17 protein-coding genes and 1 pseudogene are annotated in these 17,267 nt (G+C 68.3%); 13 read left to right on the plus strand and 5 right to left on the minus strand.

The features are described from left to right. The first annotated feature begins 183 nt into the window (after nucleotides 1–183). The 5 genes and pseudogenes from ACVOK1_RS01665 to ACVOK1_RS01685 all read left to right on the plus strand — a co-directional run bounded on the left by ACVOK1_RS01665 (nucleotide 184) and on the right by ACVOK1_RS01685 (nucleotide 4,430). Nucleotides 184–801, plus strand: a complete 618-nt coding sequence (locus ACVOK1_RS01665; RefSeq protein ID WP_481560876.1) for a hypothetical protein — start codon at nucleotides 184–186, stop codon at nucleotides 799–801. Between the two features lie 84 nt (nucleotides 802–885). Next, nucleotides 886–1,988, plus strand: a pseudogene (locus tag ACVOK1_RS01670) (alkaline phosphatase family protein). A gap of 87 nt (nucleotides 1,989–2,075) precedes the next feature. Beyond that, nucleotides 2,076–2,723, plus strand: coding sequence for a hypothetical protein (locus ACVOK1_RS01675; protein WP_481560877.1), 648 nt, complete (start codon nucleotides 2,076–2,078; stop codon nucleotides 2,721–2,723). Between the two features lie 93 nt (nucleotides 2,724–2,816). Beyond that, nucleotides 2,817–3,641: a trypsin-like serine protease gene (locus ACVOK1_RS01680; protein WP_481560878.1), complete on the plus strand. Its 825-nt coding sequence runs from the start codon at nucleotides 2,817–2,819 to the stop codon at nucleotides 3,639–3,641. A 426-nt stretch (nucleotides 3,642–4,067) separates the two neighbouring features. Beyond that, nucleotides 4,068–4,430 carry a hypothetical protein gene (locus tag ACVOK1_RS01685; protein ID WP_481560879.1) on the plus strand — a complete coding sequence of 121 codons (363 nt, stop codon included), beginning with the start codon at nucleotides 4,068–4,070 and terminating at the stop codon, nucleotides 4,428–4,430. Nucleotides 4,431–4,505: 75 nt separating this feature from the next. On the opposite strand, the gene ACVOK1_RS01690 is transcribed toward ACVOK1_RS01685, so the two are convergent. Continuing rightward, on the minus strand, nucleotides 4,506–5,039 hold the full coding sequence (locus ACVOK1_RS01690; protein WP_481560880.1) for a hypothetical protein: 534 nt from the start codon (nucleotides 5,037–5,039) through the stop codon (nucleotides 4,506–4,508). A 209-nt stretch (nucleotides 5,040–5,248) separates the two neighbouring features. On the opposite strand from ACVOK1_RS01690, the gene ACVOK1_RS01695 reads away from it, so the two are divergent. Further along, complete coding sequence (locus tag ACVOK1_RS01695; RefSeq protein ID WP_481560881.1) at nucleotides 5,249–5,830, plus strand: nuclear transport factor 2 family protein; 582 nt, start codon at nucleotides 5,249–5,251, stop codon at nucleotides 5,828–5,830. Between the two features lie 42 nt (nucleotides 5,831–5,872). Here ACVOK1_RS01695 and ACVOK1_RS01700 read toward each other — a convergent pair whose 3' ends face one another. Beyond that, nucleotides 5,873–6,529: a hypothetical protein gene (locus ACVOK1_RS01700; RefSeq protein WP_481560882.1), complete on the minus strand. Its 657-nt coding sequence runs from the start codon at nucleotides 6,527–6,529 to the stop codon at nucleotides 5,873–5,875. A gap of 193 nt (nucleotides 6,530–6,722) precedes the next feature. Here ACVOK1_RS01700 and ACVOK1_RS01705 point away from each other — a divergent pair, with 193 nt between their 5' ends. Continuing rightward, complete coding sequence (locus tag ACVOK1_RS01705) at nucleotides 6,723–7,349, plus strand: hypothetical protein (RefSeq protein WP_481560883.1); 627 nt, start codon at nucleotides 6,723–6,725, stop codon at nucleotides 7,347–7,349. Between the two features lie 114 nt (nucleotides 7,350–7,463). On the opposite strand, the gene ACVOK1_RS01710 is transcribed toward ACVOK1_RS01705, so the two are convergent. After that, the gene (locus ACVOK1_RS01710) at nucleotides 7,464–8,381 is read right to left on the minus strand and encodes a M14 family metallopeptidase (RefSeq protein WP_481560884.1); all 918 of its coding nucleotides are present in this window, start codon (nucleotides 8,379–8,381) and stop codon (nucleotides 7,464–7,466) included. 170 nt (nucleotides 8,382–8,551) lie between these two features. Here ACVOK1_RS01710 and ACVOK1_RS01715 point away from each other — a divergent pair, with 170 nt between their 5' ends. The 6 genes from ACVOK1_RS01715 to ACVOK1_RS01740 all read left to right on the plus strand — a co-directional run bounded on the left by ACVOK1_RS01715 (nucleotide 8,552) and on the right by ACVOK1_RS01740 (nucleotide 16,662). Then, nucleotides 8,552–9,205, plus strand: a complete 654-nt coding sequence (locus ACVOK1_RS01715; protein WP_481560885.1) for a DUF3348 family protein — start codon at nucleotides 8,552–8,554, stop codon at nucleotides 9,203–9,205. Between the two features lie 10 nt (nucleotides 9,206–9,215). Beyond that, nucleotides 9,216–11,447, plus strand: a complete 2,232-nt coding sequence (locus tag ACVOK1_RS01720; protein ID WP_481560886.1) for a DUF802 domain-containing protein — start codon at nucleotides 9,216–9,218, stop codon at nucleotides 11,445–11,447. Then, nucleotides 11,444–12,082 carry an OmpA family protein gene (locus tag ACVOK1_RS01725; protein WP_108769056.1) on the plus strand — a complete coding sequence of 213 codons (639 nt, stop codon included), beginning with the start codon at nucleotides 11,444–11,446 and terminating at the stop codon, nucleotides 12,080–12,082. The genes ACVOK1_RS01720 and ACVOK1_RS01725 overlap by 4 nt, the downstream gene beginning before the upstream one ends. After that, nucleotides 12,072–12,452, plus strand: coding sequence for a DUF2894 domain-containing protein (locus ACVOK1_RS01730; RefSeq protein ID WP_164072576.1), 381 nt, complete (start codon nucleotides 12,072–12,074; stop codon nucleotides 12,450–12,452). Before ACVOK1_RS01725 ends, ACVOK1_RS01730 begins: the two co-directional genes overlap by 11 nt. Before the next feature lie 404 nt (nucleotides 12,453–12,856). Next, on the plus strand, nucleotides 12,857–15,175 hold the full coding sequence (locus ACVOK1_RS01735) for a TonB-dependent receptor (protein WP_481560887.1): 2,319 nt from the start codon (nucleotides 12,857–12,859) through the stop codon (nucleotides 15,173–15,175). Between the two features lie 35 nt (nucleotides 15,176–15,210). Beyond that, nucleotides 15,211–16,662 (plus strand): esterase-like activity of phytase family protein, encoded by a 1,452-nt coding sequence (locus ACVOK1_RS01740; protein WP_481560888.1) that lies wholly within the window; start codon nucleotides 15,211–15,213, stop codon nucleotides 16,660–16,662. Here ACVOK1_RS01740 and ACVOK1_RS01745 read toward each other — a convergent pair. Further along, entirely contained in the window at nucleotides 16,659–16,811 is a 153-nt protein-coding gene (locus ACVOK1_RS01745; RefSeq protein ID WP_481560889.1) for a hypothetical protein, read from the minus strand. The two genes, ACVOK1_RS01740 and ACVOK1_RS01745, sit on opposite strands and share 4 nt — an antisense overlap. Beyond that, the gene (locus ACVOK1_RS01750; protein ID WP_481560890.1) at nucleotides 16,793–17,239 is read right to left on the minus strand and encodes an REP-associated tyrosine transposase; all 447 of its coding nucleotides are present in this window, start codon (nucleotides 17,237–17,239) and stop codon (nucleotides 16,793–16,795) included. The genes ACVOK1_RS01745 and ACVOK1_RS01750 overlap by 19 nt, the downstream gene beginning before the upstream one ends. Nucleotides 17,240–17,267 lie beyond the last annotated feature (28 nt).

Genomic DNA, 17,267 nt, shown 5'->3' on the forward strand with positions numbered 1-17,267 from the left:
AGTCTCCCTTCGGTCCAGGAAGCATGCCCGGCCAGCCTGCGCCCGCCCGTCCATAACGTCAACCGCCCAGGCAGGCCTGCTCTGGTAGCGCTTGACCTCGGTCGACCAGACCCATCCGCCCGCGCCCACCCTCCGGTAGAGTCACCCTCACCCAGGGCCACGCCCACCACCAGACCCCCCACCATGCCCAGCACCCGCAACGGATTGCCTGCTACCCGCCTCTACCCCTTCCTCGTCGGCAAGCTGGGGCGAATGATGATTACGGTCCTGCTGGGCTTGGTCTGCGGGTGCACCCCACAGGCGACGACACCGCCACCGGCCGCCGCCAGCGAAGACCCGCTGGCCATCGAAGACAAGCCACCCAACGCCGAGGGCCAACCGATGCTGGATGATCTTGCCCGCGCGGCCCGCGACGCCGACCGCATCGTGGTCGTTGAACACTCCTCCCGGCATGACACCAACAACAGCAGCAACAGTGCCACGCCGCCCGCAGAGCGCAGGTACGGGGAAGCGGTGCTGACCGGCGCTGACAAACAGCCGTTCCTGGCCACGCTGGAGGGCATCGATCCCTATGTCAGCCAGTGGGTCGCCGCCTGCATCTTCGAGCCCCATCATCGCTTCGAGTTCTACAAAGGGAACACGCGCACCCACACGCTGGAGGTCTGCTTCCAGTGCAACCAGCTGGAATGGGACGGCGCGAAGAATCCCGTGCCGCAGGCGTTCTACGCGGGCCTGGCGCCCTTCATCGAAAGCCTCGGCATGCAGCCGGAACGCGACTGGCAGGCCCTCGCCCGGTTGTAGCGTCGAGCCATGCTCGACTGCACTGCCCCGCCCCCATCGCCACATCCGTCCTAGACCTGTCATCGCGCAAGGCTAGGATGGGCCATGAACATCCGTCTTTTCTGCGGCTCGATCGTCGCCCTCTCCCTGATGGCGTGCAGCACGCCGTCGCCCCGCCAGGCCGCCGCAACACCCCCGGCCGCGATCCAGCCCGCGCCGCGCCTGCTGCTGGTCTCCATCGATGGCCTGCGTGCAGACGCCCTCGACCGCGGCCTGACCCCCAACATCCAGCGGATGATCGATGGCGGCGTGCGCGCGCGGTGGATGACGCCGTCCTACCCGTCGTTGACCTTCCCCAACCACTACACCCTGGTCACCGGCCTGCGTCCCGGCCACCACGGCATCATCCACAACAGCATGCAGGACCCGCAGCTGGGCGGGTTCGAGATCAGCAACCCGGCCGCCGTCACCGACGCGCGCTGGTGGGGCGGCGAGCCGATCTGGGTCAGCGCCGAGAAGGTCGGGGTACGCACCGCCACCTGGTCGTGGCCCGGCAGCGAGGCCGCCATCCAAGGCGTGCGGCCCAGCCAGTGGCAGGTCTACGATCGCAACATCGCACTGGAAGACCGTGTGCAGACCGTGCTGGGCTGGCTGTCGCAGACCGGTCCGCAGGCGCCGCGCCTGGCCACATCGTGCTGGTGTCCGACCACGGCATGGCCGAGCTGCCGGAAGGCCACGTGCTCGATACCGAACGCATGGTCGATCCGACCGTTGCCGTGGCCACCAGCGTGGGCCAGCCCGTCGGCTTCCAGGCCAGGCCCGGTCGCGAACGCGAGGCCGAGCAGGCCCTGATCGGCCGGCACGACCATTACCAGTGCTGGAACCGCGCCGACCTGCCGCCGCGCTGGCAGTATGGCCAGCACCCGCGCACGCCGCCGATCATCTGCGAGATGGACGAAGGCTGGGATGCACTGACGCCCGACATGCTGGCCCGCCACGCCCATGCCTACCGCGGCACCCACGGCTACGACAACACCCTGCCGTCGATGCGCGCGGTGTTCGTGGCCACCGGCCCTTCCTTCGAGGCCGGCAGGACTGTTGAGGGCTTCGACAACGTGGATGTCTACCCGCTGCTGGCCCGCCTGCTGAATGTGCCGACGGCCGCCAATGACGGCAACCCGGATACGTTTGACGCGGTGTTGCGCTGATGCATCGAGGCCCCGGCACGTACCGGGGCCACACGCCCGATGTGCTCTGCGATACTCGTCGGCACGCCACTCGCAAGGACGCTGGGGATGCCGACACCGGAACACACCCGCCTGCTGACTGCGGCGGCAAGATCCACATTGCGCCCCTTGGGCTGCGTGCAGAAGGGTCGCTCACGCACCTGGCTTGACGACCACGGCTGGTGGGTCGGGGTGATCGAGTTCCAGCCCTCGGGATGGAGCAGCGGCAGCTATCTCAATGTCGGCGCGTGCTGGCTCTGGGAAGAGAAGGATTTCCTGTCCTTCGATGCGGGCTACCGCATCGCCCCGTTCCAGCCCTTCACCGATACCGCCGAATTTACCGTGGCCGCACAGGCACTGGCCGAGCAGGCGGCCGCCGAGGTGCTGGCCCTGCGTGACCGCTTCCCCACCCCGGGACAGGTAGGTGCGTTGATGAGCCGTCACCCCAAACCGGGCATCCGGGAGCACATGCATGCAGGGATAGCCGCCGGGCTCGCGGGCGCGTACGACGAGGCTCGCCGGCACTTGGCCCTGGTCGCTGAGGAAAGCCACACAGCGCCATGGGTCGATGTGCTGAAGCGAAACTGTGCCGAGCTCACGTCACGGCTGCAACCCGGCGGGGGCTTGGAGGCAGAGATCGCCGCCATCGTGGCGCGCACCCGCCGCGCGGTCGGTCTGCCGGAGTGGCGGTCGTCACCCCTCATTCCTCCCGGTTGATCACACCGGATCGCCCCTTCGTCGCACACAGGTGTTCCCGGGGCCGGAACCGGGCTACGGTGCGGATTGACCCGCACAGGACTGCACCGACCCATGCACCGCTGGCTTCTGCTCGCTATCGCCACCCTGCCCTTCACCGCTGGCGCCATCGTCATCCGCAGCGATGTGGATGACAGCGCCTACCGCGTTGCGGCCTCCGCCTTCCCGGCCCTGGCCGACATGCCCGGCGAAGGCCACGGCGTGCTCATCGCGCCGCGCTGGGTGGTGACCGCCGCACACGCCGCGCCGATGGAGGGCATGGATGCCGAGGTGCAGATCAACGGCCAGGCCTACCGCGTCGAACGCGTGGTCGAGCATCCGGGCTACCGGCGCATGCCCGATGCATTGGGCCAGGCGGCTCTGGCCTCCGGCAACCCGGGCCCGATCCACGCCTTCCTCGCCGCCTCCGATGACATTGCGTTGATCCAGTTGGCCACGCCGGTCAGCGACGTTGCGCCGGTTCGCCTTTACCGAGGGCAGGACGAAGCCGGCAGGATCGCCACCCTGGTCGGCAAGGGCGCGACCGGTACCGGTCTGACCGGGCTGGTGCCACGTGCGCCTCACCGGGGCGAGCTGCGCCGCGCGGAGAACACGGTGACCGGCGGCAACGACCGCTATCTCTGGTATCGCTTCGATGGCCCGGGCACCGGTCTGCCGCTGGAAGGCGTGATCGGCGGCGGCGACAGCGGCGGCCCACTGATGATCCGCGACCGCGATGGCTGGCAGCTGATCGGTCTGGCCTCGTGGATCACGGCCGTGCCCGAGCATGCGCTGGAAGCGGGGTACTACGGGCAGGTGGTGCACAACGTGCGCATCTCGCGCTATGCCGGTTGGATCGACAGCGTGATCGACGGCGAGTTGTCGCGATCGCCTCGCTGAGGACGCATGCCGGCGGCGTGCAATGCCGACGCATGTCGCAAATTGCACAGGGGTCTGCGGTGCCAACGGCAGCAAGGGTTTGGGCGGCTTAGCAGCGCTGCCAGAATGCCGGAAGCGACGGGGTTTGCAGTCGATCTGCAACTTGTCTGATTGGCACCTTGAGATAGCGCGGGTACGAATGACCTGCCACCGAAAAAGGGTGGCCGGGTTTCGAATCCCCGTGACTAAGTAGGTGATGTTTGCGCTTGCCAGTCGGCGTCACTTCGCGTGGCGCCGGCTGGCAATCCGTCTGCCGGCCATGGCGGGCGGTGCGTGGGGGCTTCGCGCCCACCGGCCTATGCCTACAGCGTCCCGGGATTCGAACCACGTACCGCCCGCCACCTCTCTGCGTGGCGGCTTCCGCCTGTCCTGCATGGAGTCACCCACATGACCACACCCACGTTCCCCTGCCCGCTCGATCGCCCCGCCCCGGCCAACACCGAGGACGCCGACGAACTCCGCATCCCCGGCTTCATCGACACCCTGCACCGCATCGGCGCTGGCGCGGCCGCCGACGGCCACCCCTGGCCCGAACCGCAGCTGCGCCTGGGCCGCCGCATCGCCCTTGCCGATACGGACTGCGCACTGGCTGGCCTGCGCATCGTGCAGGAGCTGGTGCTCGCCTCCGAGCGCGTGCGCCAGAACGGACCCGAGAGCGAGTACCTGGGCGACCGGGTAATGGAAGGCCTGATGATGGCCGGCGTGGCACTGACCGCACACGCCACGGCGCGCGCACGCCCGGCCGAGTGACAGCCGCGCTCAGCGCGGCGGGTTCACCGTTGCCCGATGCTCAGGCGTCGGGCAGCGGTGTGCCCCCGGGAAGCGTCACGGGCCAATCCTCACTGCGCGGGCAGGCATGATCCGGGTGCGCTTCATGCAGCCCAGGCCCGACGCGGGGAAACCGTACTCAATGATGGCGTCACCCACCTGGGTGCCCAGCAGATGCCATTCCTGGTCACTCGCACCATGCGGGACGCCCAGCACCAGGATCTGCGGGTAGCGCGTGCGCACGGCAGAAAAAGGAATGCAGGGGCCATCGAGCGCGAACGCGATGGAGGCTACCCGGCCGTCCGCTGACGTGGAGATCTGCACGTCGCGGGCACCCAGCATCGGATCGATCCTGTAGCGATTGCCCGACCCTGCGGACGCCGACGCCAGGATCGCCGACACGCCTGCCTTGCCGCCGGGGAGTGCCAGCGCCAGACGCTCGGTCAATGCCCAGTACGCCTGCTGCGTTTCCCGCATGGCGCGCGGCTCGACGGCGGTGGCAGTGACGGGCAACACCGCCAGCGCCACGAAAGCGGCGCTGCAGAAACGCAGCGGCGACGTGCGCCAGGTTGCCAGGATCGTGTGCTTCATCTGCTGCCCCTTTCCGTGGATACTCTGAAAGCCGCATGCTGTGTGCCAGGCTTCGTTGCCGATGTCTCGGCTGCCCGCCCACAGTATGCAACGGTATCCACTCAGGACCACGCGCACGACATGCTGCCTGCGGTGAACCGACCGCAGCGCGCCTTCACCCGCATGCTAGATTGGCGCCGGTGCCACGAGGCACGTGAGGATCGGATGCCATGGATGACCGCACCACCCGCCCGCTGATGCGCGCGTGCTTCCCCGCCGGGCGCTTCCCGCGCACGGCCACCCTGCTTCTCTGTGCAGGCCTGCTGGCCGCCGGCCATGCCGGTGCGCAGTCAACCGCGCACGCGGAGGACGTCAAGGCCATCGAACAGGTGCTGGAAACCTTCCGCACCGCGCTGGTCAACAAGGACAAGCCCACCTACATGAGCCTGTTCTTCTCGGACAAACCCGAGGACATCGGCTGGCAGTTCGTTTCCGAGGACGTGCGCCTGCAGGACATCCGCAGGACCAAGCCCGACGCGATCAAGGCGCGGCAGATTCCCTCGAACAATTTCATCTCGCTCATCGACAACGCGGTGGCCTCGTCCACGCCGAAGGAAGAGGTTTTCTCCAACCCGAAGATCGAAACCGATGGCGACGCCGCCTCGTTGACCTTCGACTACACGTTCCTCTCCGATGGCGTGAAGCAGAACTGGGGCAAGGAGATGTGGCAGCTGATCCGCACCGAACAGGGCTGGAAGATCTTCTCGGTGATCTATTCGGTGCGTGACGAGCGCAGCCCGGCCGCCGAGTGAGGCGCGCATCGCCCATGCCAACCAAGGTTGGCATCTACCGGATCAAGGCGAGACGCGCTTTCCGCCGACTTCGAGCTGCGTAGTCAACAGCCGCGTCAGGTTCCTGCGTGCGAAATACCCCTGCAGCTGCGCGGCCTTGATGGTCCGCGCCTTCAACCTCGGCGCGCCGTCGTCCCCGTATTCAATGCTATAGCAGCGCGACGCACCGCACAGCTCGGCCTGGCTCGCAGTGACAATGACCACGGTGATCTCCAGGCTGGTGAAGGCGTTGCCGGTCTTGATATCCGGATTCTCGGTGCCGGCCCGGTCGATGAGGGTGCGGAACCGGCCCAGGTCGCGCTCGCCGCCGCTGCTGAGCGGCCCGACGTTGGTGGCACGGCGGATGTCGTCGTCTTCGCTGGGCGCGGCCTTGCTCCAGTGCTCGGTGCGCTCGGGGATGACCGCGCGTACGACCTTGCCATCGGGTTCGATCAGGTCGATCACCACGTCCAGCAGGTACACCGGCTCCAGGCCGAGGTTGGTCACGAAACAGTGCGCATCCAGGTGCCGGCCGGCGCCAGACGTGATGAGGATCGAGGGCCGCTGCTGGCGGCGGTAGCTGCGCAGGAAAAAGTTGAGGTAGACCACCCAGATCAGGGCGGTCACGCAGGTCATCACCGCGGTCAGCAGCGGTGCGAAATGGAGCAGGTTCTGCAGCATCCTCGGTGGAACTCATGGACGTGGGGTGGCCCATGGTCGCGGTTGCGGTGCTTGTAGGTTGTGAAGTGTTCTGCGGTCACGGGATTCGTCGGCATCCACGCATGGCGTGGATCTACTGGGCGGACGGGCATGGCCCTTGTTGCGGCGGAACACTGCTCCTACCATCGGACAGCCGTTTCCAATCCCTGCCCCGATGACGACCTTCGCTGAACTCAACGCCGCCCAGCTGGCCAACCACGCCCTCAACATCTTCATCGCCGAGGGCCGCCACATCGAAGGCGCGCGCGTGATCTACCGAGCGCTGCAGCTGGACCCGCATCATCCCGATGCGCTGCGCAGCCTCAGCGATTTCCACGCAAACTCCGGCACCGAAGCCTTCTCGGCCGCCACCATGGAATACGCCCTGTCCGACGCGACCGATCTGAGTGCGGAGGAACGCCAGAAGCTGGAAGCGCTGCATTTTCTCGACATCTGGACCTGGGGCTTCGCCCGTCACAATTCTGGCGAGGCACAGCTGGGTGCCGAGGCCTTCAAGAACCGTGACGACTTCGAGGTCGACCACGCCGCCTACGCGGCCTTCCTCGGCACCATCGTGGAGCCGGCCGGTTCGCTGCAGGCTGCCTTCCAGGCCGCGCACCGCCTGGCGGGCCTGATGGCGGGCTTCCTGCAGCACGGCGGCAATGACGATCCGGACCTGGACGATGTCCTGCGTGGCGAAGGTTTCGTTGAAACCGCCGAGTATCCACAGTGGCTGCAGTCGTCCACCGATGACCTTGACGCACTGGACAAGGCCATCCAGAAGCAGCGCCAGAAGGGGTGATCCGGCGCTTCTGCAGGTCAGTCGCCGGGCACGGCCCGGCGCTACCTGGGTTCTGTCTTGGTAGAGTCGAGCTTGCTCGACTGCTTTTCCAACAGCGGTCGAGCAATCTCAGCGTTACGGCGCCAGCGCGTAATCCAGGCCGGCGCACACCGCCGCCACCTGGGCGTCGTTGCATTCCTGCGGGTTGGTACGCGGGCTGTCCGGGTAGACCTCGGTGGTGGTTGCATAGCGCGCGTCGGTGAAACCGGCGCACGCACCGATCGAACGCGACTCGCCCCAGACCACGCCCGGCGACTGCAGCGGCATGCCGACCAGGTTGCCCTCGGCGTCGGCCGGGGCGATGTGGGTGATCGGCGCAACGGCCTCGATCAGCGCCTTCTGGAAGCCGTGCTGCGGGTCTTCGCTGTTGCCGATCACGTAGAAGCCATCGGGGATGGTGTCACGCGCGAACGGCTTGCCGTCACGGGCGCAGCGCGCCGGGTCGAACTCGTGCAGGTCGCTGTCGGTGGTCTCGTGCAGGTCCAGGTGCACGCGGATGTCGGCCTTGCGCTCGGCCACCCAGCGCATCAGCGAGGCGGCCTCCTCGATCAGGCCGCCGTCACGGAAGCTGCGGTTCGGGTCGATCGCATCCGGGTTCCAGCGCTGGATGCGCTCGTAGCCCCAGGGGCTGACGCACGGCGCCACAATCAGGTTCATCCGGCCCAGGTAGCGCTCGGCCCGTTCTTCGAGGAACTGCAGGGCGCCATGCACACCGCTGGTCTCATACCCATGCACGCCGCCGGTGACCAGGGCGGTCGGCAGCGCCGGGTTCCAGTCGTGGTTGACCACGGCAAACAGCGGGTAGTGGTCCGGCGCATAGTCGAGCTGGCCGTACTGGACCACGTCGAAACCGTCGTCCAGGCGCTCCAGGGCGGCCACCACATCATCGTGGTAGCTGCGCTGGCGCTGCTGGGCGGCCCGCCACTGTGCGCGTTCAGCATCGCCCCAGGGCTGGCCGGGGGTACCGATGGGATAGAACGGCGCGAGGGTCATGCAGGAGCTCCAGAAGGTCCAGTTGCGTTAGTGCAGCCGACCATTCTAAGCCGTCTGCCCGCCCCGGCCGACACCCTCCCCTGCCATGCCCGCCACGGGCCGCCCGCCCCCTTCATCCAGAGGCGGTCATCTGGTTGTAAAATCAACGGTTTTTGGCCCCTGGCTACTTGATGGCGAACGCCGCGCAGCCGGTCCTGGGTGGACCGGAGTTCCTCCGCCTGCTTGCCCGTCTCAGCGACGGTGCGATGCCGGCCAGCAGTCCCGCCCTGACCGATCGCCTCGGCCAGTGGGTGGACTGGAGCCGTGCCGTGGCCCTGTCCGGGGCGCTGGACGGCCGCCCGCCCGAACCGGGTGAGGCCGCCGAAGCGGTGGAGGACCTGCTGGCCGACTGCGCCCAGGCCGAGTCCAGCCTGCTGGCCTCGATCCGCGAGGATGCCGAGGCCGAGCGTCTGCTGGACCTGGCCGAGGCTGCCGCGCAGGCCAACTTCGCCTCGCTGCGCCAGCGTTACCGCGTGCTGCAGCAGGCCATCCAGACCGCCACCGGACGCCTGCGCGGGCGCCTGCGCGACCAGCTGGTGCAGGTCTCGCCGGAGCTGGCGCGGCTGGCCGAGGTCGACGCGGTGATGGAACAGACCCTGACCCCGCGCGAGCACAGCCTGCTGGCCACCGCGCCGACGGTGCTGGCCGCCCGTTTCGAACGCGTGCACGGCCAGCCCGGCTGGCGCGCGTCCTTCCGCACTGACATGCGCAGCCTGCTGTTGGCCGAGCTTGAACTGCGCTTCCACCCGATCCACGGGCTGCTTGCAGCCCTGCGCTCCCACTGACCGGAACACCATGTCCAGAACTGCATTCCATGTCGTTGTTTTCCTTGTCGGCCTGCTGGCCGTGTGCTGGATCGGCATCGGCTACGTGGCGGTGCACCCGCTGGGCGCGGCGGTGGCGGCGATCATCGCGGCCTGCTACATCGCCGGCGGCGTGGAGCTGTACCGCTATCGCCAGGCCAGCAACGGGCTGCGTACCGCACTGAACGACCTGGGCGCGGCCAAGGACGCCCTGGCGCCGTGGCTGGAGCGCGTGCCGGTGGGCCTGCGCAACGCCGTGCGCCTGCGCGTGGAAGGTGAACGCATCGCCCTGCCCGGCCCGGTGCTGACCCCGTACCTGGTGGGCCTGCTGGTGCTGCTGGGCATGCTCGGCACCCTGCTGGGCATGATGGATACGCTGCGCGGCACCGGCCTTGCGCTGCAGAGCGCCACCGACATGGCCGCCATCCGCGGCTCGCTGGCCTCGCCGGTGCAGGGCCTGGCCGTGGCCTTCGGCACCTCGATTGCCGGTGTCGCCAGCTCGGCGATGCTCGGCCTGCTGTCCGCGCTGCTGCGCCGCGACCGCCTGCAGGTCGTGCAGCAGCTGGACCGCGCCATCGCCGGCGAGCTGCACCCGTATTCGCAGGCCTGGCAGCGCGCCGAGTCGCTGCGCCTGCTGCAGGCGCAGTCGGCCGCCCTGCCCGCCCTGGTAGACCGGCTGCAGGCGATGACCAGCGCCTTTGAAAAGCACAGCACGGCCGCCAACGAGCGCCTGCTGACCGGCCAGTCCGACTTCCTCACCCACAGCCAGGCACTGCAGGAACGACTGGCGGTTTCGCTGCAGCAGTCGCTGCGCGAAGGCGCCGAGGCCAGTGCCGCCGCCATTGCCGGCGCGCTGCAGCCGATGGCTGAAACCACGCTGGCAGGACTGGCCAACCATGGCCAGGCCCTGCATGCGCGCGTCGAAAGCGCTGTGCAGCAGCAGCTGGCCGGCCTCAGCGAAGGCTTCGAGCGCAGCCGCGTGGCCACCGAAGCGAGCTGGGCCAGGATCATCGCCGAGCAGACCCAGGCCCAGCAGGCACTGGTGGCCGATCTGCGCCAGCACCTGCAGGCCTTCAGTGACGGCCAGGGCGCGCAGGCCGAGACCGTGCTCGCACGCATCGGCGAGCGCCTGCAGGCCGACGCCGCCGGCAACACCGAAGCGTGGCGTGCTGCCGCGGAACAGCAGCGGGCAGTGAACGCCGCGCTGGTGGAGCGCCAGCAGCAGGCACTGCAGGCGGTCGGCGCACAGCTGGACACGCAGGCGCAAGCCCTGCTGCAGGCATTGGACGAGCGCCATGCCGCGGGCCAGTCGCTGCTGCAGGATCACGAGGCGCAGCGTTCGCAGGACTGGCAGGCCGCACAGGCCGCCGCCGCCAACGCACATGCCGAGCTGCAGGCGGGCCTGGACGCACGCGAACAGCAGCGCCAGGCGCGCTGGGATGCGGTGGCCACCGAGCTGCAGCAGGCACATGCCAGCCTGCAGACCCAACTGCAGGCCGGTGACGCGCAGCGCCTGCAGCAGTGGAGCACGGCACTCGATGCCATCGCGCAGGGCCTGGCCGAGCGCCAGCAGCAGGTCTGCGAGACCCTGGCCAGCACCGCGCAGCAGATCGGCGAGAACGGCCGCGCGCAGGCCAGCGCTACCCTGGCCGAAGTCTCCACCCTGCTGCAGACCGCCGCCGACGCCCCCAAGGCTGCGGCCGAGGTCATCAACGAACTGCGCAGCACCCTGTCCGAGAGCCTGGTGCGCGACAACAAGATGCTGGAAGAACGCGGCCACCTGCTGGCTACCGTGCAGACGCTGCTGGAGGCGATCAACCACGCCTCGCACGAACAGCGCAGCGCCGTGGACGCACTGGTGGGCGGATCGGCCGAGCTGCTGGAACGGGTCGGCAGCCGCTTCACCGACCACATCGCCGCCGAGACCGGCAAGCTCGACGGCATCGCCGAGCACCTCAGCGGCAGCGCGGCGGAGGTCGGCCAACTGGCCGGCACCTTCGGCGCCGCCGTCGAACAGTTCGGCGCCGCATCGACCGAACTATCCGGGCGCCTGGAACAGATTGGCGGCGCCCTGGACGCCTCGCTGGCCCGCAGCGACGAGCAGCTGGCCTACTACGTGGCGCAGGCACGCGAGGTGGTCGACCTCAGCCTGTTGTCGCAGAAGCAGGTGATGGAGGAACTGAAGCAGCTGGCCACGCGCCGTGGCAAGGCCGGCAGCGCATGAGCGACGAACTGGAGGTCGACGGCGGCTCACACGCCCCGATCTGGGCCGCATTCGGCGACCTGATGTCGGTGCTGCTGGGCGCCTTCGTGCTGATCCTGGTCGGCGTGGTCGCGGTGCAGCTGGAACTTTCGCAGCGGCTGGACCAGGAAGTGAAGCAGCGCCAGGCCGAAGCCAAGCGACTGCAGACCCTGGAGCAGGCGCTGGCCGGCCCCCTGGCTGCTGGCCGCGTGACCCTGGTCGATGGCCGGATCGGCATCAGCGGCAGCGTGCTGTTCGCGCTCAACTCGGACCAGCTGCAGCCGGAAGGCCAGGAGCTGCTGCGCAGTTTGGCCGCACCGCTGGCGGCGTACCTGGGCTCGCGTGAAGAGATCCTGATGGTCAGCGGCTTCACCGATGACGCGCCGATCCGCGATGGCAACCGCCGCTTCGCCGACAACTGGGAGCTGTCCGCACAGCGTTCGCTGACGGTGACCCGCACGCTGATTGCCGATGGTGTTCCGGCCGATGCGGTGTTTGCCGCCGCGTTCGGCAGCGAGCAGCCGGTCAGTTCCAACGCCGACGAAGCCGGCCGTGCGCGCAACCGCCGCGTGGAGATCGCACCGATTCCCAAGCCGAAGGCCGCTGATGGCAAGTAAGCCGCAGCCGCCACGGGACGGCCTGCGCGCACTGGTGCGCGACCTGGATGCGGGCTCGCGCAGCCTGCCGCATTACCCGCAGCTGCCGATGCTGGACCAGGTGCGCCGCGAGTGGAGCGCGCTGCGCAGTGAAGTGCAGGTGCGCCGCTCGTTGCGCGCCGAGGCCCCGGCCGATGGCGGCCCGTTGAATTCCGCGGTGCTGGTGCAGCGCATGCTGGACACGATGCAGGCCACCAGCCCCGGCTACCTGCGGCACTTCATCGATTACATCGACACACTGTCCTGGTTGCAGGCGTTGCAGGATGGTGCAGCCAGCGCCGCGGACACCGCCAAGCCCAAGCGCACGCGCAAGCCCCGTACTGCGGGCTGAGCTCGTTGCCTCGGTAGTGGCGGGGCGGGGGGGGGGGGGGGCGGGGGCCCCCCCCCGGGGGGGGCGGGGGGGCGCGGCGGGCGCGCCCCGCGGGGGGCGGGGGCGGGGCCGCCGCGGCGCGGGCGGGGGGGCGGGGGGCGCGCGGGCGGGGGGGGCCGGGGGGGGGGGCGGCGCTCCCCCCCCCCGCCGCCCGGGGGTGGGCCGCCCCCGGCCCCCGGCACTACCGCCGCAATGCGCTGTACCGCAGATGACAATGTCACCAGACAGTCATCTATGTAGCGCACCATTTTCACGTTGACCACGCGGCGCCTGCAGCGCCAGCGGTCGCATCCGTTGTCTCCCCTCCCGAACTCCATGAGCTCCGCACACATGCGGTGGCTCGTGCCTGCCTGAGTGTCTGTAACATGACGAAGACTATGTTGGCCGCCGCGCTGTCCATCGCGCTTGCTCCCGCGGCCTGGGCGCAGGACGCTGCCCCGACCTCCAGCACCGCCTCCGCAACCGACCTCGACGCCGTCTCGGTGATCGGCAGCGGTGAAGCGCGCCAGGTGCAGCGCATCACCCGCGAGAACCTCGACATCCTGCCGCCGGGCACCAGCCTGCAGAAGACACTCAACCTGCTGCCGGGCGTCAACGCGCAGTCGGCCGATGCGCTGGGCACCAACGAACAGTCGATGACCCTGAGCCTGCGCGGCTTCAATTCCACCCGCCTGGGCTACACCCTGGATGGCGTGCCGCTCGGCGATGGCGCCTACAACAACTACAACGGCCTGACCATCAACCGTGCGCTGATCAGCGAGAACATGGCCGGCGCCGAACTGGCCGTGGGCATCGGCAGCCTCGGCACACCGTCCACCAGCAACCTGGGCGGCACCATCTCCTACACCTCCGACCGCCCGGCCAAGGAGCTGGGTGGCCGCGTCGTTCAGACCTTCGGCAGCGATGCCAACCGCCGCACCTTCGTGCGCGTGGACAGCGGCGAGTACAACGGATTCTCCGGCTACGTGTCGGGCATGAATGCCGTGTCGGACCTGTGGAACGACCAGACCGCCTACAACGAATCGACCACGAAGCAGTTCAACGCCAAGGGCATGTGGAACTTCGACGGCGGCCAGATCACCGGCTTCGTCAACACCTCTCGCACCAGCCAGGCCGACTACTTCTACCTGTCCAAGGACGAAATGGCGCGCGGCCTGGGCTGGGACTGGGGCGGCTACGCGCCGGACTGGAACAAGGCCGTGGCCAAGGCCTACTGCAACACCGCCAGCTTCAACGCCAGCAAGTGCGACAGCAGCGGCCCTGACAAGGACGCCGACGGCGCCTTCACCGCCGGCCAGATCCTGCGCGATGACAACCTGTACTACCTGACCGGCGACTTCTTCATCGCCGATGGCTTCAGCCTGCGCGCGGTCGCCTACCACCACGACGACCGCGGCGAAGGCCACAACTGGAACAGCGGCGCGTACTCGCACAAAGGCACCGCACAGGAAATCCCAATCATCTTCCGCAACACCATCTACACCATCGACCGCGACGGCGGCACGCTGTCGTTCGATTGGGACCTGGGCGCGCACCGCATCGAAGGCGGCGTCTGGTACGAGCGCAACACCAGCAGCGCCGAACGCTACCAGACCGCGGTGGACGGCCCGCGTGACATGAGCGGCATGAACACCAGCCAGGCCGACACCGGTGTGTTCGCCCAGCGCACCCGCTGGAAGACCCACCAGTTCTACCTGAAAGACACCTGGCGCCTGCTCGACGATCGCCTGACCCTGGAGTTCGGCGCCAAGAGCCCGCGCGCCACCTCCGATGCAGAGGCCCTGCCAGGCGATGCGAAGACGCCGATCTCAGCCAGTTCCAACAACCAGTTCGCGACCGGCACACTGAAGGCCAGCAAGAACTTCCTGCCCAGCGTCGGCGCCAACTTCCGCATCACCGACCACCACGAAGTGTTCGCCAGCTACGCCGAGAACATCGCCATGTTCCAGGGCGGTTTCAAGCTGGGCCCGCAGGCTGTGAGCCAGGCCACCTGGAATGCGCAGGGCAACCTGAAGCCGGAGGAATCGCGTTCGATCGAAGCCGGCTACCGCTTCGTCACCGACACCCTGCAGACCTCGCTCGCCGCCTACAGCGTGCGCTTCGACAACCGACTGCTGCAGTACAACCCCTGCGACTCGCGCCAGCCGGTGGGCCCGACCTGCGGCAACCGCTTCTACAACGTCGGCGGTGTCGACAGCCGTGGCGCCGAACTGACCGTGCTGTGGGCCCCGAACGAGCACTTCAGCTGGTACACCTCGGCCTCGCTGAACCGTTCGACCTACGCCTCCAACTACGTGCAGGCCGGCGTCGAGCAGCAGATCAAGGGCAAGATCCAGACCGATACACCCAAGCAGCTGCTGGCCACCGAGATCACCTGGCGTGACAACGGCTGGTTCGCCAGCCTGCGCGGCAAGTACACCGGCGAGCGTTTCTACAACTACACCAACGACCAGGGCTTCGGCGGCTTCACCGTCTTCGACATGGCCGGCGGCTACGACTTCGGCCAGGTCGGCTTCGCCAAGGGCGTGCGCCTGTCGGTGAACGTGACCAACCTGACCGACAAGCGCTACGCCAGCAACCTGGATTCGAGCGTGTTCGCCGCCAGCGATCCGACCGGCAAGCTGTACGTGTTCCATGCGTCGGCGCCGCGCCAGGTGTTCGGCACCATCGACGTGCGCTTCTAAGCCAAGCGCCCCGAACGATCCCGAGGAATCCACCGATGTTTGCTACCGCCCTGTTGCTGGCCACCCTCTCCGCCAGTGGATACACCGCCCCGCATGAAGCCAGTGGCGTGCCGCCGCGCACGCTTCAGCTGGGCGGCCGTACCTACGTGGACAAGGGGCTGGTCGCGGCCGGGCGGTTGCCGGCGGGCACGGTGGATTTCCTCGGCGATACGCTGGGCTCGTTCTCCTCACTGGCGGTGCAGCCAGGCACCTGGAAGCGCACCGCCAGCGGCTACGAGGGCGTGCTGTGGACCCTGCCCGACCGCGGCCGCAATGATCCCGAGGCTGGCCTGTTCTATGACTATGCCGGCCGCGTCGAGCGCATGCGCCTGCGCATCGACCTGCGTGCCGGCGGGCCCGGCACGGTCACCCTCGTGCCGGACAAGGGCGTGGTGCTGAAGGACTTCAACGGACAACCCTTCACCGGTGCGGACCCGGGTCAGCACACCATCACCCAGCGCGAGGTGGTGCTGCCCTCCCCGGCCGATGGCGTGGGCGCGGGCAAGGTCTCGCTGGACGCCGAATCGTTGCAGTTTACTGCCGATGGCCATTTCTACGTGGGCGATGAGTACACCGCCAACGTCTACTACTTCGATGCCCAGGGGCAGCTGCAGGGCGTGATCGTCCCTCCCGTGGCGATCCAGCCTCGCACTGATGGCAAGCCTGCGTTCGGTTCGCTGGCACCGCCGCAGACCGGCCGCCGCAACAACCAGGGCGTGGAAGGCATGGGCCTGTCGCCGGACGGCACCCGCCTGTTCGTGGCCCTGCAGAGCGCCACCCTGCAGGACAGTGCAAAGGGCAATGCCGCCGGGCGGTCCAACACCCGCGTGCTGGTCTATGACGTGACGACCTCGCCGACGCCGCAGCAGCCGATGGGCCAATACGTGATGGCCCTGCCCGCCTACGCGCACGACGGCAAGGGCAAGCTGGACCGCACCGCTGCGCAGAGCGAGCTGCGCGCGCTGGATGCCAATCGCTTTCTGCTGCTGGCCCGCGATGGCAACGGTCTCGGCAAGGACGGCGATGACCCGATCGTCTACAAGTCCGTGCTGCTGGTGAATGTGGCCGAGGCGAGCAATCTGGCCAGCACCGCGTATGAGACCGGCACGGCGTCGGTGCTGGCCGACCCTGCCAGCACGGTGTTGAAGGAAGGCATCACCCCGGCACGCAGCGATGAACTGCTGAACCTGCTGGATCGCCCCCAGCTGGCCCGCGTAGGCCTGGACCTGGAGACCGCGCGCGGCCCGCATGCCGGACTGATGTCGGAAAAGTGGGAGGCGATGGACATCCTGCCCGCGCTCGACCCGCAGCACCCGAAGGATGTGCTGCTGCTGATCGGCAACGACAACGACTTCATCGCCCGCCGCTGCCGCATGCAGGGCGAAACCTGTGACAGCGCCTACGACAACGACAACCGCGTGCTGGTCTACCGCCTGACCCTGCCTTAAAGCCGGTAGTACCGGCCGCTGGCCGGCAGCACCATCTGCCCGACCGTCACCGCATGGTAGTGCCGGCCGCTGGCCGGCATCACCATCCGCCCGGCCATCACCGCATGGTAGTGCCGGCCGCTGGCCGGCATCACGTCCACACCGACCACGCATGCGGATACTCGCCGATCTGCCTGGCAAGACCAGCCCGGATCGGGTTCCCCAGGATGTACAGCGCCTGCCGCACCAGCGACTCCTCGGCCCGCAACGCGTGATCGAAATAGCCTGACTGCCATACCGTACTGCGGCAGTCGGCGAGTCGATTCAACGCCAGCGCACTGGATGATTTCAGCCGACGGGCGATGTCAGCAAGCTCCGACGCCTGCAGCTGGAACATCCAGTGCACGTGATCCGGCATGACCACCCAGGCGAAGGACTGCACCAGCCCCTTTTCTTCGATGTATCGGAACTGCTCGATGACGCAGGATGCTGCAGCGGCGCTGGCAAGAATGTGACGGCGCTGATGGGTGGTCGTTGTCAGAACATAGGCCTGGCCGATGATCGAGCGACGACCGAAGCGGAGGCGATGGCTGCTCATGGCTCATGGTGGGCCCGGCAGTTGAGGG

The sequence above is a fragment of the Stenotrophomonas sp. STEN087 genome, assembly GCF_056759115.1.